The sequence below is a fragment of the Pseudomonas sp. FG43 genome (genome assembly GCF_057809175.1).
In genome coordinates this window covers 1-22377 of sequence record NZ_JBMDJL010000015.1, presented here as the reverse complement: position 1 = coordinate 22377, position 22377 = coordinate 1, and the positions used below count along the sequence as shown (strand labels likewise).

Here is a 22377-nt window from a genome sequence, read left to right as displayed (position 1 = left end):
AACCGTTATGAGAGCGCCGCGTCATTGCCCGGCAGTATTGATTGCCGCGCCCGCGTCCGGGCAGGGCAAGACCACGGTCACCGCTGCGCTGGCACGCTTGCACCGTAATCAGGGCCGCAAGGTCCGTGTGTTCAAGTGCGGGCCTGACTTTCTGGACCCGATGATTCTGGAGCGGGCCAGCGGCGCGCCGGTCTATCAACTGGATCTATGGATGGTAGGAGCCGATGAAAGCCGACGCTTGTTGTGGGAAGCGGCCGATGAGGCAGACCTGATCCTGATCGAAGGTGTGATGGGGCTGTTCGACGGCACGCCGTCCAGCGCCGATCTGGCTCGTCATTTCGGCGTTCCGGTGCTGGGCGTGATCGATGGCACGGCCATGGCCCAGACCTTCGGGGCGCTGGCTTTGGGGTTGGCGCGTTACCAGCCGGACTTGCCGTTCGCCGGAGTACTGGCCAATCGGGTCGGCACCGTGCGTCATGCGCAGTTGCTCGAAGGCAGCCTGACCGAAGGCCTGCGCTGGTATGGCGCGCTCTCCCGTGAAACCGGTATCGAATTGCCGAGCCGTCATCTGGGGCTGGTACAGGCCAGTGAACTCAACGATCTGGACCTGCGTCTGGATGCCGCCGCCGATGCGCTGGCCAGCACCTGTGAAGTGGCCTTGCCGCCCGCTGTGACTTTCAATGCGCCGGACCCGTTGCCCGCCGAACCTTTATTGGCTGGCGTGCGTATCGCGATTGCTCGTGACGAGGCCTTTGCCTTTGCCTATGGCGCGAGTCTCGATCTGTTGCGGGCCATGGGCGCGGAGCTGTCGTTCTTCTCGCCGATCCGCGATAGCCGGTTGCCCGAGGCCGACAGCCTGTATCTGCCCGGCGGTTACCCTGAACTGCACCATGTTGCTCTGGCCGAAAACGCTCCGATGCTGACGGCGATTCGTGCCCATCATCAGGCGGGCAAGCCGATCCTGGCCGAGTGCGGCGGCATGTTGTATCTGCTCGATGCCCTGACCGATGTCGAAGGGCAGCGGGCAGAACTGGTAGGCTTGCTGAATGGCGAGGCGGTGATGCAAAAGCGTCTGGCGGCGTTGGCGTTGCAAGCGGTCGAGCTGCCTGAAGGCTTGCTGCGCGGACACACCTATCACCATTCCCTGACCAGCACCGAGTTGCAGCCCATTGCCCGTGGCGTCAGCCCCAATGGCGGACGAGGCGCAGAGGCGGTGTACCGCAACGGGCGTCTGACAGCCTCTTACGTTCATTTCTATTTCCCTTCCAATCCTCAGGCGGTTGCGGCGCTGTTTACACCATGACCGATCAAGCGTTCAGCCCCCAGGAGCGGGAAGCGGTATATCGGGCGATTGCCGAGCGTCGCGACATGCGTCACTTCAGTGGCGGCAGCGTGGCGCCTGAACTGCTTGCACGTTTGCTTGAAGCGGCGCATCAGGCGCCCAGTGTCGGTTTGATGCAACCCTGGCGTTTTATCCGCATCAGCGACCCGGCATTGCGGGCGAAGATGCAGGCTCAGGTGGAGGAGGAGCGGGTGCGTACCGCCGAAGCCCTGGGCGAGCGTGCCGACGAATTCATGAAGCTCAAGGTCGAGGGCATCAGCGATTGCGCCGAGGTGTTGGTCGCCGCGCTCATGGAGGACCGCGAGAAGCATATCTTCGGTCGCCGGACCTTGCCGGAAATGGACATGGCGTCCTTGTCCTGTGCGATCCAGAACCTGTGGCTGGCTTCCCGCGCCGAAGGGCTGGGCATGGGCTGGGTGTCGCTGTTCGACCCGCAGCAACTGGCCAGCCTGCTGGGCATGCCCGAAGGCGCAAAACCCCTGGCGATTCTGTGTCTGGGGCCGGTGAAAGAGTTTTATCCTGCACCGATGCTGGTGCTGGAAGGCTGGGCGCAGGCTCGGCCACTCAATGAATTGCTGTATGAAAATCAATGGGGAGTGAGTCCATGAGTGTGGCGCTGTTGAGCGTTGCCGGTGTAGCGCTGGATGCGTTGCTCGGCGAGCCGAAACGCTCACATCCGCTGGTGGCGTTCGGACGTCTGGCCGACCGTATAGAGCAGCGTTTCAATTCCGGCGGTCGCGGCTGGCGCAGCCATGGCGTCACGGCCTGGTTTCTGGCCGTGGTGCCATTGACCCTGCTGGCAACACTCTTGAGCTGGTTGCCCTATGTCGGCTGGCTGGTGGAAATTCTGGCGCTGTATTGTGCGCTGGGGCTGCGCAGCCTGGGCGAACATGTGGAGCCGGTTGCTCAGGCCCTGCGCTCGGGCAATCTGGATGAAGCGCGTCGCCGGGTCGGTTATCTGGTCAGCCGCCAGACAGCCGAACTGGACGAGACGCAAGTTGCTCGTGCGGCAACCGAGTCCGTACTGGAAAACGGCAGCGATGCGGTGTTTGCCGCGCTGTTCTGGTTTGCGGTGGCCGGTGCGCCCGGCGTTGTGCTGTACCGACTGAGCAATACGCTGGATGCCATGTGGGGTTATCGCAACGAGCGTTTCGAGCGCTTCGGCTGGGCGGCGGCGAAAATCGATGACCTGCTCAACTACATTCCTGCGCGTCTGGTGGCCTTGACCTACGCACTGCTGGGCAAGACTCGCCTTGCCTTGCGTTGCTGGCGAACCCAAGGGCCGACCTGGGACAGCCCCAATGCCGGGCCTGTGATGGCGGCCGGTGCCGGTGCCCTGGGTGTTGAGCTGGGTGGCGCGGCGATCTATCACGGTGAGCTGCATCAGCGTCCGCAACTGGGCGAGGGTGTGCCGGCCGATGCGAATGCTATCGACCGCGGCTGGCAACTGGTGCAGAGAGGCGTCTGGCTGTGGTTGCTGATCTTGTGCATGGGGGCCGAGTTCTATGCTTGAGCACGGTGGTCGCCTGCGGGCGGCAGCGCAACATTACGGTATCGACCGCGCTGACTGGCTGGACCTGTCCACCGGCATCGCGCCCTGGGCGTGGCCGATTCCAGACATTGCGCCACAGGCCTGGGCACGCTTGCCGGAAAACGATGATGGTCTGGAGGCCGCAGCCTGTGCTTATTACGGCGTGCCTCATCTGTTGCCGGTGCCCGGGTCGCAAGCGGCGATCCAGGCACTGCCACGTGTGCGCAGCACCTGCCGGGTCGGGGTCCTGTCGCCGTGTTATGCCGAACATGCCCATGCCTGGCGCAAAAGCGGATTTCTGGTGCGCGAAGTCCGGGAACATGAAGTGGAATACTTCCTGGACAGCCTCGACGTGCTGGTGGTGGTCAATCCCAACAATCCCACGGGCCTGCACCTGACCTCGGAACGTCTTCTGGAATGGCACGCTCGTCTGGCCGAGCGCGGCGGCTGGCTGGTGGTCGATGAGGCATTCATGGACAACACGCCTGACGCGAGTCTGGCGGCCGAAACCTGGCGGGTTGGTTTGATCGTGCTGCGTTCGTTCGGCAAGTTCTTTGGTCTGGCCGGTGTGCGGTTGGGTTTCGTGCTGGCTGAGCCGGGTTTGCTCAAGGCGTTGGCGGCGGAAATCGGCCCTTGGGCGGTCAGCGGCCCGACACGGATTCTGGGTCAGGTGTGCCTGGGTGATCTGGAAGGCCATGCCCGGCAGCGCTTGCGCTGCGATCAGGCCAGCCAGCGATTGGCGACATTGCTCAGCAATAACGGCCTGAGCCCGCAGGGTGGCTGCGCGCTGTTCCAGTGGGTGATCACGGAGCAGGCGCAAGCCCTGCATGACTTCTTTGCCCGGCGTGGCGTGTTGCTGCGCTTGTTCGATGGTGAGGGTTCGGTCACCAGTCTGCGTTTTGGTCTGCCTTGCGAAGAGGCCGACTGGCTGCGCCTGGAAAATGTACTGCTTGAATACCGCAAGGAAACCCCATGACCACGTTGATGGTGCAAGGCACGACGTCCGATGCTGGCAAAAGCACGCTGGTAACCGCGCTTTGTCGCTGGCTGACCCGTCAGGGCGTCAAGGTGGTGCCGTTCAAGCCGCAGAACATGGCGCTCAACAGCGCGGTGACGGCAGACGGCGGGGAGATCGGTCGTGCCCAGGCTGTACAGGCCCAGGCCTGCGGGCTTGAACCCCACACCGACATGAACCCGGTGCTGCTCAAGCCCAATAGCGATACCGGAGCACAGGTCATCATTCATGGCCGCGCTGTCACTACCATGAATGCGGTGGCCTATCACGGCTATAAAGAGATCGCGATGAAAGCGGTGCTGGAGTCGCACCAGCGCCTGGGCGAGGCTTATCCAGTGATCATGGTGGAGGGTGCCGGTTCGCCTGCGGAGATCAATCTGCGCGCCAACGACATCGCCAATATGGGGTTTGCCGAAGCGGTGGATTGCCCGGTGTTGCTGGTCGCCGATATCAATCGCGGCGGCGTGTTCGCGCATCTGGTCGGTACGCTGGAGTTGCTGTCACCCAGCGAGCAGGCGCGGGTCAAAGGGTTTGTCATCAACCGTTTTCGTGGCGATATCGCGCTGCTGCAACCGGGGCTGGACTGGCTCGAAGCACGTACCGGCAAGCCGGTGGTGGGCGTGTTGCCGTATGTGATGGACTTGCATCTGGAAGCCGAAGACGGCCTGGATCGACGTCAGACCGACAAGGTCGAGCAAGTGTTGAACGTCGTGGTGCCGGTGCTGCCGCGCATCAGCAACCACACCGATTTCGATCCGCTGCGCCTGCATCCGCAGGTCAATCTGCAATTCATCGGCCCCGGTCAGCCTGTGCCTCCTGCTGATCTGATCATTCTGCCGGGCTCGAAAAGTGTGCGCAGCGACCTGACTTACCTGCGCGCCAATGGCTGGGACACTGCGATTGACCGGCATCTGCGTTATGGCGGCAAGCTGCTGGGTATTTGCGGCGGCCTGCAGATGCTGGGCCAGCAGTTGCATGATCCGTTGGGCCTTGAGGGCGCGGCAGGTTCCAGCCCCGGTCTGGGCTTGCTGGACATGAGCACGGTGCTGGAAGCCGAGAAGCAGTTGCGTAATGTGCGCGGACGCCTGGCGCTGGAAGACGCCGAAGTCTGTGGCTATGAAATCCACGCGGGTGTCACCAGCGGCGCTGCATTGGAAAACGCAGCCGTACGTCTGGACGATGGCCGTTGTGATGGCGCGCAAAGTGCGGACGGGCAGATTTTCGGCACTTATCTGCATGGCCTGTTCGAGTCGCCTGCCGCGTGTAGCGCACTGCTGCGCTGGGCGGGTTTGCAGGATGTGCAGCAGGTGGATTATCACGGGCTGCGCGAGCGGGATATCGAGCGTCTGGCCGACCTGGTGGAAAAACACCTCGATGGCCGTTTGTTGCGCGAGCTGTGCGGCCTGGAGGCGAATTGAAATGCTGCAATTGATCCTGGGTGGTGCCCGTTCGGGCAAGAGTCGCCTGGCTGAAAAACTGGCGGCGGAATCGGAACTGAGCGTCATTTATATCGCCACCAGCCAGCCGCTGGACGGCGAGATGAGTCAGCGCGTGATCAGTCATCGTCAGCGTCGCCCCGACAGTTGGGGGCTGGTCGAAGAGCCACTGGCTCTGGCCCGTGTCCTGCGCGAAAACGCCGCAACCGGGCACTGCCTGCTGGTGGACTGCCTGACGCTGTGGCTGACCAATCTGCTGATGCTCGATAATCCCGAGCGTCTGGTTCAGGAGCGCGATGCGCTGCTGGAGTGCCTGAGCGAACTGTCGGGCGAAATCATTTTTGTCAGCAACGAAACCGGGCTGGGCGTCGTGCCGCTGGGTGAACTGACCCGCCGCTATGTCGACGAAGCCGGGCTGTTGCATCAGGCCATTGCCGAGCGTTGTCAGCGTGTGGTGCTGACCGTTGCCGGCTTGCCTCTGACTTTGAAAGGAACCGCATTATGAGTAATTCCTGGTGGCTCAAGCCCGCTCAGGCCATCGATGTGCCGATGCGCGAAGCCGCGCTGGCTCGTCAGCAGCAACTGACCAAGCCGGCCGGTTCGCTGGCGCAACTGGAGCGGCTGGCGGTTCAGCTCGCAGGCTTGCAAGGGCGAGTCAAACCCAAGGCCGATCAGGTGTGGATTGCGATTTTTGCCGGTGATCACGGAGTCGTGGCGGAAGGCGTTTCGGCTTATCCGCAGGAAGTGACCGGGCAGATGCTGCATAACTTCGTCAACGGCGGCGCTGCGATCAGCGTGCTGGCCAAGCAGTTGTCGGCGCAACTGGACGTGGTTGATCTGGGCACCGTATCGCCTGTGGATTTCCCCGGTGTGCGGCATTTGCGCATTGGCGCAGGCACCGCCAATTTTGCCCATGGCCCGGCCATGACGGTCGAGCAGGGGTTGGCGGCCATGCAGGCCGGGCGCGACAGTGTGTTGCGGGCCAAGGCCGCGGGTTCCGAGCTGTTCATCGGCGGCGAAATGGGGATCGGCAATACCACAGCGGCCAGTGCTGTCGCCTGTTCGTTGCTGGAGTGCGCGGCGCAATTGCTGGTCGGCCCTGGTACTGGCCTGAACGCCGAGGGCGTGCGGCACAAGAGCGAGGTCATCGAGCGTGCTCTGGTCCTGCATGCCGAGCAGGCGGGCGATCCGTTGCAAAGCCTGTTCTGCCTGGGTGGTTTCGAGATTGCCGCGCTGGCAGGTGCTTATCTGGCCTGTGCGCAGGAAGGCATCGCGGTGCTGGTGGATGGTTTCATTTGCAGCGTTGCGGCGCTGGTCGCTGTGCGTCTGAATCCGTCCTGCCGCGACTGGCTGCTGTTTGGTCATCGTGGCGCGGAACCTGGGCATCGTCATTTGCTGGAGGCTTTGCAGGCTGAGCCTTTACTGGACCTGGGCCTGCGCCTGGGTGAAGGCAGCGGCGCAGCCTTGGCGGTGCCGCTGGTGCGGCTGGCCTGTGAACTGCACAACGGCATGGCGACTTTCGCCGAAGCAGCTGTGGCGGATCGTCCGGCATGACATTGCATCTGGACCTGTTGCGTCACGGTGAAACCGAACTGGGTGGCGGCCTGCGCGGCAGCCTGGACGACGCCCTGACTGCGACGGGCTGGCAGCAGATGCGCGAGGCCGTTGCACAAGCAGGCCCGTGGGATCGGATTTACAGCTCGCCCTTGCAGCGCTGTGCGCGTTTTTCCGAAGAGCTTGCGGACAAACTGGCGTTGCCGCTGCATCTTGAGCCGGGCTTGCAAGAGCTGCATTTCGGCGAGTGGGAAGGGCACAGTGCCGCGCAACTGATGGAAACCGACGCTGAAGGGCTGGGTTTGTTCTGGGAAGATCCTTACGCTTTCACACCGCCCAATGGCGAGCGGGTTGTGGACTTCTCGGAGCGGGTGTTGGGCGCGGTTCAGGCTTTGCAGCAGCGCCATGCCGGTGAGCGAGTGTTGCTGGTCAGCCACGGCGGGGTGATGCGCCTTTTGCTGGCTCAGGCGCGGGGCTTGCCTCGCGAGCAGTTGTTGCAGGTCGTGGTCGGTCACGGAGCGCTGCTGTCCATCAAGGTTGCCGCTGGCGGCGTGTTGACGGAGAACTGAGATGCTGCCGTTCTGGATCGCCCTGCAATTTCTCAGCAGTTTGCCGATTCGCCTGCCGGGTATGCCGCAGCCTCAGGAACTGGGGCGCTCGTTGCTGTTCTATCCAGTGGTCGGCTCGTTGTTCGGCGTCCTGTTGATGGTGCTGAACGCCTTGCTCGACGGCGCGCCACTGATGCTGCATGCCGCCTTGCTGCTGACGGCCTGGGTGTTGCTCAGTGGTGGCTTGCACCTGGACGGTCTGGCAGACAGCGCCGATGCCTGGCTGGGCGGCTTTGGCGACCGTGAACGAACCCTGAGCATCATGAAAGACCCGCGCAGCGGGCCTATTGCCGTGGTAACGCTGGTGCTGGTCCTGTTGCTCAAGTTCACCGCCATTCTGGCTTTGATCGAAAGCCACAACAGCATCGCGCTATTGCTGGCTCCGCTGATCGGGCGCAGCGCCATGCTCGGGCTGTTTCTCGGCACTCCTTATGTTCGGGCGGGCGGTCTTGGGCAGGCGCTGGCCGATCATCTGCCAAAGCGCACCGGGCAGTGGGTCTTGCTGATCAGTGCGGGCGCTTGTGTGCTGCTGGGCGGTTGGGCCGGGCTGATTGCGGTGCTTGCTGCAACTGCGGGTTTCTTCTGGCTGCGGCAGTTGATGCTGCGCCGGCTGGGCGGGACGACCGGTGATACAGCGGGTGCCTTGCTGGAGTTGTTGGAGGTATTGGTTTTGTTGGCGGTTGTGTTGGTTTTTCGCGAATGAATTCGCTCCTGCCGGTGCCGTGTGGGAGCGAATTCATTCACGAAAGATGACACCTGTAATCTATTGACACAGCCATCCCGCGAGGCGTAATTTCGCGTTGTGATTATTTGCGGGTATATCCACGTAAATAGTGTCCGTCGAGCCTTGGGGAGCATAAAAACAATGACATCGGTCTGGCGTACCAGCGGTTGGATTCTGTTGGGCAGTGCGTTGATTCTCGCGCTGTCCCTGGGGACCCGGCATGGCTTCGGGTTGTTTCTGGCGCCCATGAGTGCCGAGTTCGGGTGGGGACGGGAAGTCTTTGCCTTTGCCATTGCCCTGCAGAATCTCATGTGGGGGCTGGCGCAGCCGTTTGCCGGTGCCTTGGCGGATCGGTTCGGTGCGGCGAAGGTGGTGTTTATCGGCGGCGTGCTTTATGCCTCGGGCCTGATCTGCATGAGCATGGCCGATTCGCCTGCGAGCCTTTCCCTGAGTGCCGGTATCTTGATCGGGATTGGCCTGTCCGGGACGTCTTTCTCGGTCATTCTGGGTGTCGTAGGCCGCGCCTTGCCACCCGAGAAGCGCAGCATGGGGATGGGGATAGCCAGTGCTGCCGGTTCGTTCGGCCAGTTCGCCATGCTGCCGGGGACTTTGGGGCTTCTGAGCTGGCTGGGTTGGTCCAGTACCTTGCTGGTGCTGGGTTTGATGGTTGCCTTGATTCTGCCGCTGGTGAGCATGCTCAAGGACAGCCCGGCGGCTTCGGCTGGCAGTGAGTTGACCTTGGGTGAAGCATTGCGCGAGGCCTGTTCCCATTCAGGTTTCTGGTTGCTGGCCCTGGGCTTTTTCGTCTGTGGTTTCCAGGTCGTGTTCATCGGCATTCACTTGCCTGCTTATCTGGTCGATCAACATTTGCCGGCCAAGGTCGGGACCACGGTGCTGGCCTTGATCGGGCTGTTCAATATCTTCGGCACTTACACGGCAGGCTGGCTGGGTGGACGCATGTCCAAACCGCGTTTGCTGACTGCGCTCTATCTGCTGCGCGCAGTGGTGATCGTGATGTTCCTGTGGGTTCCGCTGAGTGAAACGACGGCCTATCTGTTTGGTATAGCAATGGGCTTGTTGTGGCTGTCGACTGTGCCGCTGACCAACGGTACGGTGGCGACGCTGTTCGGTGTGCGCAATCTGTCGATGCTTGGTGGTATTGTTTTCCTGTTCCACCAGTTGGGCTCCTTCCTGGGTGGCTGGCTGGGCGGGCTCGTGTATGACCATACCGGGAGTTACGATTTGATCTGGCAGGTGTCCATTCTGCTCAGCCTGATGGCGGCGGCCCTGAACTGGCCCGTGCGCGAGCGGCCGGTGGCTCGGTTACAACCTCAGGGTAGCGTGGCGTGAATCTGTCATGGCCTGTGCTGGCTGCGGTGCTGAGCGGCACCGTGGTGTTGGCGTTGCTCTGGTGTGCCTGGCAACAGGTCGGGCTGGCGGCCTTGCAGTTGGGGCTGGGTGCCTGTTGAGTGCAGGCTCTTCAAGGAGTAGCGTGTCTCTCCAGACAATAATGTAGGGATGCCTTGATGAAAATACGCTGGATTTCTGTCCCTGTTCTGCTGCTCGCCATGAGCGGTGCTGCGATGGCTGCCGATTGCCCGCCATTGCTGCAGGGCGAGTTGCCCAAGCTGCGTGCCAAGGAAAACATCGACCTTTGCAAGCGCTTTGCCGGCAAACCTCTGGTGGTGGTCAATACCGCCAGCTTTTGCGGTTTTGCTCCACAGTTCAAGGGGCTTGAGGAGTTGAGTCAGCGCTACAAGGCCCAAGGGCTGGAAGTGCTCGGTGTTCCGTCCAATGACTTCAAACAGGAGTCCAAGGACGGAGAGGAAACCGCCAAGGTCTGCTACGTCAATTACGGCGTGACCTTCACCATGACCGAGCCGCAGCCGGTCAGGGGCGATGATGCAACGCATCTGTTCAAGGTGCTGGCCGAGCAGAGCAGTGCGCCGCGCTGGAACTTCTATAAATATGTGGTGGACCGCCAGGGCAAGGTGGTCGCCAATTTCTCCAGCATGACCAAGCCCGACGACCCGGAGCTGATTGCAGCCATCGAGAAGGCTATCGCTTCAAAGCCATGACCTTGTCTAGTCCTGAAATAGGTTTACACCTGTTTCAGTCTCAAAACGCCCGATGCACCGCATCGGGCGTTTTGTATTTCAAGGCCAGATGAGGCCGCTCTTCGTTATAGATCAGCACTGACTCATCCACCATTTTCACGGCGTCTGACAGGTTTTTAGGCCGATGGAGTAAAAACTCGGTCTTCAAAATCCCGTTTACTCGTTCGGCCATAGCGTTCTGATAGCAGTCATAACCATCGGTCATCGAGCACCTGATCCCGTGTTTCGCATGCAACCGCTGATACAGGTCGGAGCAGTACTGGACGCCACGATCTGAGTGGTGAATCAGCAGTTGTTCGGTCTCTCGCTTACTAACCGCTTTTTCCAGCGCCTTAATCACCGATTCCGTATGCAAGCTTTCATGCACGTGATGGCCAACGATCTTGCGTGAGTAAGCATCGGTTACAAGGCTTACATAGGCCACACTTTCCTGCGTTGGCAGGTAGGTTATGTCTGCAACCCAGACCTGTTCGGGTCCGTTGGCTACAACTTGTTCCGGGCCTGCTTTAAGCAGGTTGGGATGGCGGCGAAAGCGATGATGGCTATGAGTAGTCTTGTGATAAGCCCGTTTGCGCGGAACCAGCTCGCGCGCGTCACGCAAGATGTTAAATAGACGGTCTCTACCCACGCACAGTGGTGCAGGAGCTTCGACGCTCATCAAATAGTGCAACTTGCGTGTACCAAGCCTTGGCTGGCGACGCCGCTTTTCCAGAACGAAGTCCACCACTTCTTGATCTTGGATGGCCCGCGCGTCAAAAACGCGATTACGCTTGTAGTACGCCTGACGCGAAATGCCCATGAACAGGCAAGCCCTACTAATGCTCAGGTCCTGGATTTGCCCTTGCGAGAGGACTTGCCGGGTCGCTTTTTTACGACAGAAACACCGTAGTCATTTTTCAAAACGTTAACGACGGCTTCAAAGAACTGAGCCTTCTGATTGCTCAGCGCTAGTTGTTCTTCAAGCTCTTTGATTCGCTGCTCGGGTGTCAGCGGGAGGGGTGGCTCGGTCATGGACCTGCTCCTCGGCTCTCGAATTGATGCGCCTTGGCTCCAATCCTGCCGACCATGCTTGCGTAACCAGACCAGCACTGTCGACCGGCCCTGGATGCCATAGCGCCGTTGGGCTTCTTTATAACTCAACTCGCCTTTTTCAATCTGGTCTACGACCGATAATTTAAAGGCTAGCGTGTAGTCGCGCTGGCTGCGCCTTTTGCCCGAATCCATTGAATCCTCCTGAGGAAAGGTCAGAAGGTGTAAACCTTATTCAGGACGGGACACAGCCATAAAAAACGCCCCGGACAAGGGGCGTTCTTTTGTACGGCTTCAGCGAATCAACGCTCCAGCAGAATCCGCAGCATGCGACGCAACGGCTCGGCCGCGCCCCACAGCAGCTGGTCGCCCACGGTGAAGGCGCCCAGGTATTGCGAACCCATGTTCAGCTTGCGCAGACGACCCACCGGAACGCTCATGGTGCCGGTTACAGCAGTCGGGCTCAGTTCCTGGATGCTGGCTTCGCGATGGTTCGGGACCAGCTTGACCCACGGGTTGTGCTGGCTGATCAAACCTTCGATGTCCGCAATCGGTACATCCTTGTTCAGCTTGATGGTCAGTGCCTGGCTGTGGCAGCGCATGGCGCCGATACGAACGCAGATGCCGTCGACCGGAATCGGGCTCTTGAAGCGACCCAGAATCTTGTTGGTCTCGGCCTGGCCTTTCCATTCTTCACGGCTCTGACCGTTCGGCAGCTCCTTGTCGATCCAGGGAATCAGGCTGCCAGCCAGTGGCACACCGAAGTTCTCGGTCGGGAAGGCTTCACTGCGCATGGCTTCAGCAACCTTGCGGTCGATGTCGAGGATGGCGCTGGCCGGGTTGGCCAGGTCATCGGCGACCGACGAATGGACAGTGCCCATCTGCTTGATCAGTTCACGCATGTTCTGCGCGCCGGCACCAGAGGCCGCCTGATAAGTCATGGCGTTCATCCACTCGACCAGACCGGCCTCGAAGAGGCCGCCCAGGCCCATCAGCATCAGGCTGACGGTGCAGTTGCCGCCGATGTAGTTCTTGGTGCCCGCGTCCAGTTGCTGGTCAATGACCTTGCGGTTCACCGGGTCCAGCACGATCACGGCATCATCCTGCATGCGCAGGCTGGAGGCCGCGTCGATCCAGTAGCCCTGCCAACCGGCTTCGCGCAACTTCGGGAACACCTCATTGGTGTAGTCGCCGCCCTGACAGGTCAGAACCACGTCGAGGGTTTTCAGTTCGTCGATGCTGTAAGCATCCTTCAGCGGCGCAACATCCTTGCCTACCGACGGAGCCTGGCCACCGACATTGGAGGTAGTGAAGAACACCGGTTCAATGAGATCGAAGTCCTGCTCTTCCCGCATCCGCTGCATGAGCACGGAACCAACCATGCCACGCCAACCGATCAGACCTACACGTTTCATCGCAACTACACCTTGAATAAAAGTGGGACCGCTGCCGCACATGTGCCATGCACAGCGAGCAGCGGGCCAGAGAGATTACAGATTCCGCAGCGCGGCGACTACTGCGTCGCCCATTTCCTGCGTGCCAACCTTGACGTTACCGGCCGACCAGATGTCGCCGGTACGCAACCCCTGATCCAGAACCAGACTGACAGCCTGTTCAATGGCATCAGCGGCAGCGGTCAGGTTGAAGCTGTAACGCAACATCATCGATACCGACAGGATGGTCGCCAACGGGTTGGCAATGCCTTGACCGGCGATATCCGGTGCCGAACCGTGGCAAGGCTCGTACATGCCCTTGTTGTGGGCATCCAGCGAGGCCGACGGCAGCATGCCGATGGAACCGGTCAGCATCGAAGCTTCGTCGGAGAGAATATCGCCGAACATGTTGTCGGTCACTATCACGTCGAACTGCTTGGGCGCGCGTACCAGTTGCATGGCGGCGTTGTCGACGTACATGTGGCTCAGTTCGACTTCAGGGTAGTCCTTGGCGACCTGCTCGACCACTTCACGCCACAATTGGCTGGAAGCCAGTACGTTGGCCTTGTCCACCGAGCACAGCTTCTTGCCACGAACCATGGCCATGTCGAAACCGACACGCGCAATACGGCGAATCTCGCTTTCGCTGTAAGGCAGTGTGTCGTAGGACTGACGCTCGCCGTTTTCCAGTTCGCGGGTGCCACGTGGCGCGCCGAAGTAGATACCGCCGGTCAGCTCACGGACGATGAGGATGTCCAGGCCAGCAACGATTTCCGGTTTCAGGCTCGAAGCATCGGCCAGTTGCGGGTACAGAATCGCCGGACGCAGGTTGCCGAACAGGCCCAGTTGAGAACGGATCTTCAGCAGACCGCGCTCAGGACGAATGTCACGCTCGATCGTGTCCCACTTCGGACCACCCACGGCACCCAGCAACACCGCATCGGCAGCACGGGCACGGTCCAGGGTTTCGTCAGCCAGAGGCACGCCATGCTTGTCGATGGCGGCACCGCCGATCACGTCGTGGGTCAGCTCGAAGCCCAGTTGATACTTCTCATTGGCCACTTCCAGCACCTTGACCGCTTCGGTCATGATTTCCGGACCAATACCATCGCCTGGGAGAATCAGAATCTGCTTGCTCATAACATCCTCAATTTTGTGCATCGGTGCCTTGGGCGGCACCTGACATGTCGCTTTTCGCGAATGAATTCGCTCCTACGGGTGTGTGGGAGCGAATTCATTCGCGATCAAAGATCAGCCACGAAACAACCAAGGCTGGCTGGCGCGGTGCTTGCTCTCAAAGGCCGCGATGGCATCGCTGTCCACCAGGGTCAGGCCGATATCGTCCAGACCGTTGAGCAGGCAGTGTTTGCGGAAGGCGTCGATCTCGAAGCTCAGGACCTTGCCGTCAGGACGGGTCACGGTCTGTGCCTGCAGATCGATGCTCAACTGGTAGCCTTCATTGGCTTCAACCTGCTGGAACAACTGATCGACTTCGTCTTCAGCAAGAATGATCGGCAGCAGGCCGTTCTTGAAGCTGTTGTTGAAGAAGATGTCGGCATAGCTTGGCGCGATGATTGCGCAGAAACCGTATTCTTCCAGCGCCCATGGCGCGTGCTCACGGCTGGAGCCGCAGCCGAAGTTCTCGCGGGCCAACAGCACGCTGGCGCCTTGATAACGGGCATGGTTGAGCACGAAATCGGTGTTCAGCGGACGCTTGGAGTTGTCCTGATAAGGCTGACCCACATCCAGGTAACGCCACTCATCGAACAGGTTCGGGCCAAAACCCGTGCGTTTGATCGACTTGAGAAACTGCTTGGGGATGATCTGGTCGGTGTCGACGTTGGCACGATCCAGAGGAGCGACAAGGCCGTTGTGCTGGGTAAACGCTTTCATGCTGGGCTCCTTAGTGCTGGATCAAGTCACGGACATCGATGAAACGACCGTTGACCGCTGCCGCTGCCGCCATCGCCGGGCTGACCAGGTGAGTACGACCACCGGCACCCTGGCGTCCCTCGAAGTTACGGTTCGAGGTGGAAGCGCAATGCTCACCGGAACCCAAACGGTCCGGGTTCATGGCCAGACACATCGAGCAGCCCGGCTCACGCCATTCAAAACCGGCTTCGATGAAGATCTTGTCCAGACCTTCCTTCTCGGCCTGCTCCTTGATCAGGCCCGAACCCGGAACCACGATGGCCTGCTTGACAGTCGCAGCCACCTTGCGGCCCTTGGCGACATCCGCCGCGGCGCGCAGGTCTTCGATCCGCGAGTTGGTGCAGGAGCCGATGAACACGCGATCCAGCTGAATATCGGTGATCGGCTGGTTGGCTTTCAGGCCCATGTATTTCAAGGCGCGCTCGATGGAGCCACGCTTGACCAGATCCGCTTCCTGGGCAGGATCGGGCACGTTCTGATCGACGGCCAGCACCATTTCAGGCGAAGTACCCCAACTGACCTGCGGCTTGATCTGCGCAGCGTCCAGCTCGACCACAGTGTCGAACACCGCATCAGGATCGGAAACCAGGTCCTTCCAGGCCTCGACAGCCAGGTCCCACTCTGCGCCCTTGGGCGAGAACGGACGACCCTTGACGTATTCGACGGTTTTCTCGTCGGTGGCCACCATGCCGACGCGAGCGCCCGCTTCGATGGACATGTTGCAGATGGTCATGCGGCCTTCGATGGACAGGTCACGAATCGCGCTGCCAGCGAACTCGATGGCGTAACCGTTGCCGCCTGCCGTACCGATCTTGCCGATGACCGCAAGCACGATGTCCTTGGCTGTGACGCCAAACGGCAACTGGCCTTCGACCGATACCAGCATGTTTTTCATTTTCTTGGCGACCAGGCACTGGGTCGCGAGCACGTGCTCGACCTCGGAAGTGCCGATGCCGTGGGCCAGCGCACCGAATGCACCGTGGGTCGACGTGTGCGAGTCGCCGCAAACGACACTCATGCCCGGCAAGGTAGCGCCCTGCTCCGGGCCAACCACGTGAACGATGCCCTGACGCGGGTCGTTCATCTTGAATTCGGTGATGCCGTATTCGTCGCAGTTGTCGTCCAGGGTCTGGACCTGCAGACGCGAGACTTCGTCTTCGATGGCACCGATACCGCCCTTGCGCTCCGATGTGGTCGGAACGTTGTGGTCCGGGGTCGCAATGATGGAGTCGATGCGCCATGGTTTGCGCCCGGCCAGACGCAAGCCTTCGAAGGCTTGTGGCGAGGTCACTTCATGGATGATATGGCGGTCAATGTAGATCAGCGCCGAACCATCGTCGCGCTGTTTGACCAAATGCGAATCCCAGAGCTTGTCGTAGAGCGTTTTGCCGGCCATCGGACGTACTTCCTCATCAGCTTTCTTTCTATGCCTTGGGCAATCGGACATCGATGACCCCTTGGCTTGTGCGGACAATGCTATGGAATATGCTTAAATAACTCAAATTCATATTTTTTATGCTTTGGATAACCAACTGGAATCCGACCATGGATCTCGCCAACCTCAACGCCTTTATCGCCATTGCCGAAACCGGCAGCTTCTCGGGAGCAGGCGAACAACTGCATCTGACCCAGCCAGCCATCAGCAAACGCATTGCCGGTCTGGAACAACAATTGAATGTGCGCCTCTTCGATCGCCTGGGCCGGGAAGTCAGCCTGACCGAGGCTGGCCGCGCCCTTCTGCCTCGCGCCTATCAGATTCTCAATGTCCTGGATGACACCCGCAGGGCACTGACCAACCTCACTGGCGAAGTCACCGGCCGTCTGACCCTGGCTACCAGTCATCACATCGGCCTGCACCGTTTGCCGCCTTTATTAAGGGAGTTCACTCGCGCCTATCCCGAAGTGGCACTGGACATTCAGTTCCTTGATTCCGAAGTGGCCTATGAAGAGATTCTCCATGGCCGCGCAGAACTGGCGGTCATAACCCTCGCCCCCCATCCACACGCACTGGTGCGTGCCGTGCCGGTCTGGGATGACCCCCTGGATTTCGTCGCCGCGCCGGAACACCCGCTGACCAACAGCGGCCCGATGAAACTCGAAGACATCGTGCGCTATCCGGCCGTATTTCCCGGAGGCAACACCTTTACCCACCACATCGTCAGCGGCCTGTGCGAAGCCCAGGGCCTCAAACCGAATATCGCCATGAGCACCAACTATATGGAAACCATCAAAATGATGGTTTCCATCGGTCTGGCCTGGAGCGTTCTGCCACGCACCATGCTCGATGAACAGGTGGCGCGCATTCCGTTGCCAGGCGTGCAACTCAATCGCCAGCTAGGCTACATCCTGCACACCGAGCGCACGCTCTCGAATGCCGCCAAGGCGTTCATGGCGCTCCTGGATGCCCAGGCCTGACAGCCGGCCGTTTATTTCCAAGACAGAACACCGTAACCCTGATATATGGGTTACATGATGTAACTCGATCGTTTTAGTGGCTTTATTCGTTAAAGGCTCGTGATCACATGTCCATCCCAGTAGATAGCTCCTCCCTGACGCACATCAGTGCGCAACAAACGTTAAAGGAACTGCGCGACCGTCTGGAGATGGCTCTGGGGGCTGCACAGATGGGAACCTGGGACTGGGACATTCCCAGCGACATGCTGCATGCATCGGCGCAGGCAGCACAGTTGCACGGGATGCCAGCACTGTCATTCCACGACAGCCTGCATATCTTTTTCACTGACGTACCTGTCGAAGAGCGCAACCGCATGCGCCAGGCGTACAACGCCATGCTCGACAGCCAGAGCGACCACTTCCAGATCACTTACCGGCTGCAACTGAAAAATGGCGCACCCCGCCTGCTGGAAGGCCGCGCCCGTCTGTATCGGGATGAAAACGGCGCGCCGCTGAAGCTGTCCGGCACGCTGCTGGACATCACCCAGCAGCATGCCCGCTCGGCGTTATTGGCCAGCGAAGAGAAATTCGCCAAGGCGTTTCACTCAAGCCCCGACTCGATCACCATCACCGAGCTGGAGTCGGGCCACTACATAGAGGTCAATGACGGTTTCTGCCGCCTGACCGGCTTCACCAGCCAGGAAGTACTGGGGCGCACAGCCTATGAAGCGGGACTCTGGGTAGAACCGGACCAGCTTCAGCAACTGATTGATCAACTGCGCAAGGAAGGACAGCTCCACCATATGGAAATGAACGGGCGCCACAAGAATGGCACCCCTCTCGTTCTCGATGTATCGGCCGAGTGCATCACGCTGGATGCAACCGCCTGCCTGCTGGTGACAGCACGGGACATCAGCCAGTTGAAATACGCCCAGGCCCAGGTCCAGCACCTTGCCTATCACGACCCGCTGACCAACCTGCCCAACCGCGCCATGCTGATGGAAAGGCTCAGCCAGCAACTCGCTCAGCTCAAGCAGGACAACCTGCGCGGTGCCCTGCTGTTTCTGGACCTGGACCACTTCAAGCACATCAACGATTCGCTGGGTCACCCGATGGGCGACTGCGTACTGACCATCGTGACCGCCCGCCTTGAAGCCAGCGTACGCCTTGAAGATACCGTCGCACGCCTGGGCGGCGATGAGTTTGTGGTACTGATTGGCGGCCTTGAAGGTTCACGGCATGAAGTCGCCACTCAAGTGCAGGAACTGGCCGACAACCTGCGCAAGCTGCTGGCAGAACCCATGTTCATCGACCGGCAGCGGCTGCAAGTGACACCGAGCATCGGTATTGCCCTGATCCCCGATCACGGCTCGAACCCCGCCGATATCCTCAAGCGTGCCGATATTGCGCTGTATCGCGCCAAGGACTCCGGCCGCAATGCCGCACAGCTATTCCACCGCTCCATGCAGAAAGCTGCCAGCCAGCGCCTGCGCATGGAGAACGACCTGCGCATGGCGCTGACCCGCAACGAACTGCACCTGTACTACCAGGCCCAGGTCAACACCCAGAGCGACAAGATCATTGGCGCGGAAGCCTTGCTGCGCTGGCAGCATCCCGATTACGGTCTGCTGGCACCTACACAGTTCATCCAGATACTCGAAGAAAGCGGGATGATTCTGGAAGTCGGTGGCTGGGCGCTGGAAGAGGCCTGCAAGGTCGGAGGCAAGTTGTTGCAACAAGGCCTGCTGCCGCTGAACGAATTCCTGCTGGGCGTGAACATCAGCCCGCGCCAGTTCCGCCAGACCGACTTTGTCGAACAAGTGGAAAGCTGCCTGAAACGCCATCGCCTGCCGCCCACCATGCTCAAGCTGGAAATCACCGAAGGCATTGTCATCCAGAACCTGGACGACACCATCGCCAAGATGCTTCGCCTGAAAAAGATCGGCGTCAGCTTTGCCATGGATGATTTCGGCACCGGCTATTCATCCCTGACGTATCTCAAGCGTTTGCCGGTAGACGTTCTGAAGATCGATCAGTCGTTCGTCCACGAAGCCGCCACCGACCCCAACGATGCCGAGATCGTTCGAGCCATCGTGGCCATGGCCCAGAGCCTCAATCTGAACGTCATCGCCGAAGGGGTGGAAACCATCGAGCAACTGGCGTTTCTCGAACAACTGGATTGCCACACCTATCAGGGCTACCTGTTCAGCGAACCCGTGCCCCATGCGGAGTTTGAAGCCTTGCTGCGACTGGAAAGAGGATTGCCCGAAAACAACATGCACTCCCTGCTGGAGCAGGAATAGAAAAAAGGAAGGCATCCGCGGGATGCCTTCCTGTACCTGACATTATTAATGCTGCAGAACTTTCTGCTGATTGATGGGGATACGCTTTGGCTTGGCCTCTTCAGGCACCAGCCGGATCAGATCGATATTCAGAAGGCCGTGGGAAAGGCTGGCATTCTTGACTTCGATATGGTCCGCCAGGCGGAAGGACAGCTTGAACTCTCGCCGGGTAATGCCTTGGTGCAGATAGGTAATACCTTCGACTTCATCACCCCGCTTGCCCGCACTGACGGTCAGCACGCCGTTTTCGATCTGCAGCTCGAAATCCTCTTCCTGCATGCCGGCAGCCGCAATCACGATGCGATAGTGATCGTCGGAGTGCTTTTCCACGTTGTAAGGCGGATAACTGCTGGTTGAATCATTTCGGGCCACGGACTCGAACAAGTCATTGAAGCGGTCGAAGCCCACTGAATGGCGAAAGAGTGGGGCCAAAGAGAATGCAGTTGCCATAAATGGTTCTCCTTAATCAGTGAGACGGTAGTCATGCGATCCGTATCCGGTATCGCTTAACCACCAAATTAAGGTCTGCCCTGCAGATTTCAAGAGCCGTTTTTTACAGCGTTTACGACCGTTCGTCGGGAGAAAAACCGATCAATGCACTGATCCGGTCACAGTCCGTTTCGCGGCGCAGGGTATCGAACATGACAACCGCCTGCGGGTAGCTCTTGGTCAATAGCACCAGCCATTGCTTGAGACGTCCAGGCGCCTGGATCAGAGTCATCTTGGCCAGACAATCCTTCCAGAACGTACGCAGCATGGGTTGCAATTCGGCCCAGGTCATCTCGACAACCTCTTCACCCGCATTCGCCGCAGCGATCTGCCGGGCCAGATCCGGGCGTGCCACCAGCCCGCGACCGATCATGATGTCACGCGCACCGCAGATCTCCTTGCAGCGCCGCCAGTCATCCACCGTCCAGATCTCGCCATTGGCAACCACAGGGACCTTGACCACTTCCTGAATCCTGGCAATCCACTCCCAATGGGCAGGCGGCTTGTAGCCATCGACCTTGGTCCGGGCATGAACCACGATCCGCTCGGCACCGCCATCCACCAGCGCTCGCGCACAATCCAGGGCACCGTCGGTATTTTCGTAACCCAGACGCATCTTGGCAGTGACCGGAATGCCCTTGGGCACAGCACGTCGCACATGGCTGACGATGGAGTGCAGCAGCTCAGGCTCCTTGAGCAGGATCGCACCGCCACGAGATCGGTTGACGGTCTTGGCCGGGCAGCCGAAGTTCAGGTCCAGCACCGGCGCGCCCAGCTCACAGGCAAACGCGGCATTTTCTGCCAGACAGACAGGGTCCGAACCCAGCAATTGCAGGTGCAACGGCACACCTGCCGCTGTCTTGGCATCAGTGTGCAGCTCCGAGGCCAGCTTGTAGAAATAGGCGGCAGGCATGACCCGCTCGGTCACCCGGATGAACTCGGTCACGCACCAGTCAACGCCGCCGACGCGGGTCAGCACATTACGCAGGATGTCGTCGACCAACCCCTCCATGGGCGCCAGAGCAATTTGCATGGGTCACACTCGAAAAAAAGTCCGGCAGTTTACTGCCCGGCGGCGGGATTTGGAACGTCGCCCGACATGGCAGCCCCATAACCCTCAATAAACTCGCCGGGCATGCGCTTGGGCTTGCCGCTGGACAACTCGATACAGACAAAGGTGGTCTGGGCGCGCAGCAGGGTCACGCCGTCCACCGGACGCCTCAATTGAAAGCAGCGGGTCATTTTCAGACGCTTGTCCCAGTCGACAATCCAGGTGGCCAGTTGCAGTTCGTCATCTTCGTAGGCGCTGGCCAGGTAATCGATTTCATGCCGCACCACCGCCATGGCCCGGTCCAGACGCCGATACTCGCTCAGGTCCAGCCCGAGATGCTGGGAATGCCGCCAGGCGCAGCGCTCCAGCCAGGAAACATACACCGCGTTATTGGCGTGTCCCAGGCCATCGATATCATCGGCTGCCACATTGAGGTCGATCACGAAAGGCGTTGCCCGATCCCAGACCATACTTGCTCCTGTTGTCGCGAAGGGAATGCCCTCTATATCCCTGCACCGACGTCTTCGCGGACGAATCCGCTCCTACGCACAGCTGCACCGGACAAGTTGGCAAAGGTCAGTCTAAACCACCGCAGACTTGGCCGCCCGCAACACACGATCCGACAACTCGCCGGTGCCCAGCGCACGAGCCAGCACCAGGCCGCCTACCATAAGCGCCAGATCAGCCAGCACCTTGTCCGCCTCTTCAGGGCTCGATGACAGTTGCGCCATCATCAACTCCACATGCTCGGCCAATGAAGCCTGAAAGCCCTCCGGCAAGCGCGGCACGTCCCCCGCCGTAGAAGGAAGCGGACACGCCTCATCGGTGGCGTCGCGGTGCTTGCGTGACAGATAGAATGCTGCCAGCAAGGCACGCCGTTCATGACAGGGAAGCTGCTCATCGATTTGAGCAATGGAAGACCGTCGCTGCTTCAGCAGTCGAGCGAAGGCCTCAAGCATGAGCGACTCCTTGCTGTCGAAGTGGGCATAGAAACCACCCACCGTCAGCCCGGCAGCACTCATGATCTCATTAACGCTCGGCTGCTCCAGGCCACGACTGATCATGGCCGCACTGGCAGCATCGAGAATCCGCTCACGAGTTTGCGCTTTTTTATCTGTCATGCCGATCTCCAGAAATTACGCAGATAATATTATTCGCATAATCCCGAATGACAAGCGCAACGCGGCTTATCTGCCGAAGACAGACAAGTTGCCTGAAAGGAAAAGAGGAAGTGACAGCAGACCGGGCAAAATTAAAACGGGCCAAAAAAACAAAAGGGCCATTCAATAATCGAATGACCCTTGGTCTCGCAGAGCGAGAAATCGTGGCGTCCCCTAGGGGACTCGAACCCCTGTTACCGCCGTGAAAGGGCGGTGTCCT

At 59.9% G+C, this 22377-nt stretch carries 23 protein-coding genes; 14 read left to right on the top strand and 9 right to left on the bottom strand.

All coding sequences use genetic code 11. The annotated features are described in order from the left end of the window. The first annotated feature begins 7 nt into the window (after positions 1 to 7). The 12 genes from ACODS3_RS17540 to ACODS3_RS17485 all read left to right on the top strand — a co-directional run bounded on the left by ACODS3_RS17540 (position 8) and on the right by ACODS3_RS17485 (position 10288). On the top strand, positions 8 to 1303 hold the full coding sequence (locus ACODS3_RS17540; RefSeq protein WP_489035478.1) for a cobyrinic acid a,c-diamide synthase CobB: 1296 nt from the start codon (positions 8 to 10) through the stop codon (positions 1301 to 1303). Then, positions 1300 to 1950: a 5,6-dimethylbenzimidazole synthase gene (gene bluB / locus ACODS3_RS17535; protein WP_201017247.1), complete on the top strand. Its 651-nt coding sequence runs from the start codon at positions 1300 to 1302 to the stop codon at positions 1948 to 1950. The genes ACODS3_RS17540 and bluB overlap by 4 nt, the downstream gene beginning before the upstream one ends. After that, positions 1947 to 2855 (top strand): adenosylcobinamide-phosphate synthase CbiB, encoded by a 909-nt coding sequence (gene cbiB, locus ACODS3_RS17530; protein WP_489035476.1) that lies wholly within the window; start codon positions 1947 to 1949, stop codon positions 2853 to 2855. Before bluB ends, cbiB begins: the two co-directional genes overlap by 4 nt. Further along, positions 2848 to 3849, top strand: a complete 1002-nt coding sequence (gene cobD / locus ACODS3_RS17525; RefSeq protein ID WP_489035474.1) for a threonine-phosphate decarboxylase CobD — start codon at positions 2848 to 2850, stop codon at positions 3847 to 3849. The genes cbiB and cobD overlap by 8 nt, the downstream gene beginning before the upstream one ends. Further along, positions 3846 to 5306 carry a cobyric acid synthase gene (locus ACODS3_RS17520; protein WP_489035472.1) on the top strand — a complete coding sequence of 487 codons (1461 nt, stop codon included), beginning with the start codon at positions 3846 to 3848 and terminating at the stop codon, positions 5304 to 5306. The genes cobD and ACODS3_RS17520 overlap by 4 nt, the downstream gene beginning before the upstream one ends. A 1-nt stretch (position 5307) precedes the next feature. Next, entirely contained in the window at positions 5308 to 5829 is a 522-nt protein-coding gene (cobU, locus tag ACODS3_RS17515; RefSeq protein WP_489035470.1) for a bifunctional adenosylcobinamide kinase/adenosylcobinamide-phosphate guanylyltransferase, read from the top strand. Next, positions 5826 to 6878 (top strand): nicotinate-nucleotide--dimethylbenzimidazole phosphoribosyltransferase, encoded by a 1053-nt coding sequence (gene cobT, locus ACODS3_RS17510; protein WP_304574409.1) that lies wholly within the window; start codon positions 5826 to 5828, stop codon positions 6876 to 6878. Before cobU ends, cobT begins: the two co-directional genes overlap by 4 nt. After that, positions 6875 to 7447, top strand: coding sequence for an alpha-ribazole phosphatase family protein (cobC, locus tag ACODS3_RS17505; protein WP_489035468.1), 573 nt, complete (start codon positions 6875 to 6877; stop codon positions 7445 to 7447). The genes cobT and cobC overlap by 4 nt, the downstream gene beginning before the upstream one ends. A 1-nt stretch (position 7448) precedes the next feature. Continuing rightward, on the top strand, positions 7449 to 8189 hold the full coding sequence (locus ACODS3_RS17500) for an adenosylcobinamide-GDP ribazoletransferase (protein ID WP_489035466.1): 741 nt from the start codon (positions 7449 to 7451) through the stop codon (positions 8187 to 8189). A gap of 162 nt (positions 8190 to 8351) precedes the next feature. After that, positions 8352 to 9560: an MFS transporter gene (locus ACODS3_RS17495; RefSeq protein ID WP_489035464.1), complete on the top strand. Its 1209-nt coding sequence runs from the start codon at positions 8352 to 8354 to the stop codon at positions 9558 to 9560. After that, positions 9557 to 9679, top strand: a complete 123-nt coding sequence (locus ACODS3_RS17490; protein ID WP_489035462.1) for a hypothetical protein — start codon at positions 9557 to 9559, stop codon at positions 9677 to 9679. The genes ACODS3_RS17495 and ACODS3_RS17490 overlap by 4 nt, the downstream gene beginning before the upstream one ends. Positions 9680 to 9736: 57 nt before the next feature. Then, positions 9737 to 10288 (top strand): glutathione peroxidase, encoded by a 552-nt coding sequence (locus tag ACODS3_RS17485; protein ID WP_200999952.1) that lies wholly within the window; start codon positions 9737 to 9739, stop codon positions 10286 to 10288. A gap of 40 nt (positions 10289 to 10328) precedes the next feature. Here the strand turns inward: ACODS3_RS17485 and ACODS3_RS17480 are convergent. The 5 genes from ACODS3_RS17480 to leuC all read right to left on the bottom strand — a co-directional run bounded on the left by ACODS3_RS17480 (position 10329) and on the right by leuC (position 16117). Continuing rightward, a protein-coding gene (locus ACODS3_RS17480) for an IS3 family transposase (RefSeq protein WP_489035460.1) occupies positions 10329 to 11551 on the bottom strand; the annotation gives its coding sequence in 2 pieces (ribosomal slippage) (positions 10329 to 11200 and positions 11200 to 11551; 1224 coding nt in all). Between the two features lie 107 nt (positions 11552 to 11658). Further along, positions 11659 to 12771, bottom strand: a complete 1113-nt coding sequence (gene asd / locus ACODS3_RS17475) for an aspartate-semialdehyde dehydrogenase (RefSeq protein ID WP_201002591.1) — start codon at positions 12769 to 12771, stop codon at positions 11659 to 11661. A 75-nt stretch (positions 12772 to 12846) separates the two neighbouring features. Further along, positions 12847 to 13929 (bottom strand): 3-isopropylmalate dehydrogenase, encoded by a 1083-nt coding sequence (gene leuB, locus ACODS3_RS17470; protein ID WP_095066920.1) that lies wholly within the window; start codon positions 13927 to 13929, stop codon positions 12847 to 12849. A 111-nt stretch (positions 13930 to 14040) separates the two neighbouring features. Continuing rightward, a complete protein-coding gene (gene leuD, locus ACODS3_RS17465) occupies positions 14041 to 14682 on the bottom strand; it encodes a 3-isopropylmalate dehydratase small subunit (protein WP_095066919.1) in 642 nt (213 codons plus the stop codon). A 10-nt stretch (positions 14683 to 14692) separates the two neighbouring features. After that, the gene (gene leuC / locus ACODS3_RS17460) at positions 14693 to 16117 is read right to left on the bottom strand and encodes a 3-isopropylmalate dehydratase large subunit (protein WP_095066918.1); all 1425 of its coding nucleotides are present in this window, start codon (positions 16115 to 16117) and stop codon (positions 14693 to 14695) included. Between the two features lie 149 nt (positions 16118 to 16266). Here leuC and ACODS3_RS17455 point away from each other — a divergent pair, with 149 nt between their 5' ends. Together ACODS3_RS17455 and ACODS3_RS17450 are read left to right on the top strand one after the other, a co-directional pair. Beyond that, positions 16267 to 17136, top strand: coding sequence for a LysR family transcriptional regulator (locus tag ACODS3_RS17455; RefSeq protein ID WP_095066917.1), 870 nt, complete (start codon positions 16267 to 16269; stop codon positions 17134 to 17136). Between the two features lie 107 nt (positions 17137 to 17243). Next, on the top strand, positions 17244 to 19418 hold the full coding sequence (locus ACODS3_RS17450; protein ID WP_304575393.1) for a putative bifunctional diguanylate cyclase/phosphodiesterase: 2175 nt from the start codon (positions 17244 to 17246) through the stop codon (positions 19416 to 19418). A gap of 45 nt (positions 19419 to 19463) precedes the next feature. On the opposite strand, the gene ACODS3_RS17445 is transcribed toward ACODS3_RS17450, so the two are convergent. The 4 genes from ACODS3_RS17445 to ACODS3_RS17430 form a co-directional block, all read right to left on the bottom strand. Then, positions 19464 to 19907: an Hsp20 family protein gene (locus ACODS3_RS17445; RefSeq protein WP_025260662.1), complete on the bottom strand. Its 444-nt coding sequence runs from the start codon at positions 19905 to 19907 to the stop codon at positions 19464 to 19466. 112 nt (positions 19908 to 20019) lie between these two features. Then, entirely contained in the window at positions 20020 to 20979 is a 960-nt protein-coding gene (locus ACODS3_RS17440; protein WP_201020424.1) for a tRNA dihydrouridine synthase, read from the bottom strand. Positions 20980 to 21008: 29 nt separating this feature from the next. After that, on the bottom strand, positions 21009 to 21467 hold the full coding sequence (locus ACODS3_RS17435) for an acyl-CoA thioesterase (RefSeq protein WP_201002599.1): 459 nt from the start codon (positions 21465 to 21467) through the stop codon (positions 21009 to 21011). A gap of 111 nt (positions 21468 to 21578) precedes the next feature. Continuing rightward, positions 21579 to 22118 carry a TetR/AcrR family transcriptional regulator gene (locus ACODS3_RS17430; protein WP_489035456.1) on the bottom strand — a complete coding sequence of 180 codons (540 nt, stop codon included), beginning with the start codon at positions 22116 to 22118 and terminating at the stop codon, positions 21579 to 21581. Between the last annotated feature and the right edge of the window lie 259 nt (positions 22119 to 22377).

Bases quoted from the DNA above. Each gene is read 5' to 3' on its own strand.
- asd (WP_201002591.1), bottom strand. From the start codon at position 12,771: ATGAAACGTGTAGGTCTGATCGGTTGGCGTGGCATGGTTGGTTCCGTG.
- ACODS3_RS17495 (WP_489035464.1), top strand. From the start codon at position 8,352: ATGACATCGGTCTGGCGTACCAGCGGTTGGATTCTGTTGGGCAGTGCG.
- leuC (WP_095066918.1), bottom strand. From the start codon at position 16,117: ATGGCCGGCAAAACGCTCTACGACAAGCTCTGGGATTCGCATTTGGTC.
- ACODS3_RS17445 (WP_025260662.1), bottom strand. From the start codon at position 19,907: ATGGCAACTGCATTCTCTTTGGCCCCACTCTTTCGCCATTCAGTGGGC.
- ACODS3_RS17500 (WP_489035466.1), top strand. From the start codon at position 7,449: ATGCTGCCGTTCTGGATCGCCCTGCAATTTCTCAGCAGTTTGCCGATT.
- cobT (WP_304574409.1), top strand. From the start codon at position 5,826: ATGAGTAATTCCTGGTGGCTCAAGCCCGCTCAGGCCATCGATGTGCCG.
- ACODS3_RS17440 (WP_201020424.1), bottom strand. From the start codon at position 20,979: ATGCAAATTGCTCTGGCGCCCATGGAGGGGTTGGTCGACGACATCCTG.
- cobU (WP_489035470.1), top strand. From the start codon at position 5,308: ATGCTGCAATTGATCCTGGGTGGTGCCCGTTCGGGCAAGAGTCGCCTG.
- cobD (WP_489035474.1), top strand. From the start codon at position 2,848: ATGCTTGAGCACGGTGGTCGCCTGCGGGCGGCAGCGCAACATTACGGT.
- cobC (WP_489035468.1), top strand. From the start codon at position 6,875: ATGACATTGCATCTGGACCTGTTGCGTCACGGTGAAACCGAACTGGGT.
- leuD (WP_095066919.1), bottom strand. From the start codon at position 14,682: ATGAAAGCGTTTACCCAGCACAACGGCCTTGTCGCTCCTCTGGATCGT.
- ACODS3_RS17455 (WP_095066917.1), top strand. From the start codon at position 16,267: ATGGATCTCGCCAACCTCAACGCCTTTATCGCCATTGCCGAAACCGGC.
- cbiB (WP_489035476.1), top strand. From the start codon at position 1,947: ATGAGTGTGGCGCTGTTGAGCGTTGCCGGTGTAGCGCTGGATGCGTTG.
- ACODS3_RS17430 (WP_489035456.1), bottom strand. From the start codon at position 22,118: ATGACAGATAAAAAAGCGCAAACTCGTGAGCGGATTCTCGATGCTGCC.
- leuB (WP_095066920.1), bottom strand. From the start codon at position 13,929: ATGAGCAAGCAGATTCTGATTCTCCCAGGCGATGGTATTGGTCCGGAA.
- ACODS3_RS17435 (WP_201002599.1), bottom strand. From the start codon at position 21,467: ATGGTCTGGGATCGGGCAACGCCTTTCGTGATCGACCTCAATGTGGCA.
- ACODS3_RS17485 (WP_200999952.1), top strand. From the start codon at position 9,737: ATGAAAATACGCTGGATTTCTGTCCCTGTTCTGCTGCTCGCCATGAGC.
- ACODS3_RS17520 (WP_489035472.1), top strand. From the start codon at position 3,846: ATGACCACGTTGATGGTGCAAGGCACGACGTCCGATGCTGGCAAAAGC.
- ACODS3_RS17540 (WP_489035478.1), top strand. From the start codon at position 8: ATGAGAGCGCCGCGTCATTGCCCGGCAGTATTGATTGCCGCGCCCGCG.
- bluB (WP_201017247.1), top strand. From the start codon at position 1,300: ATGACCGATCAAGCGTTCAGCCCCCAGGAGCGGGAAGCGGTATATCGG.
- ACODS3_RS17450 (WP_304575393.1), top strand. From the start codon at position 17,244: ATGTCCATCCCAGTAGATAGCTCCTCCCTGACGCACATCAGTGCGCAA.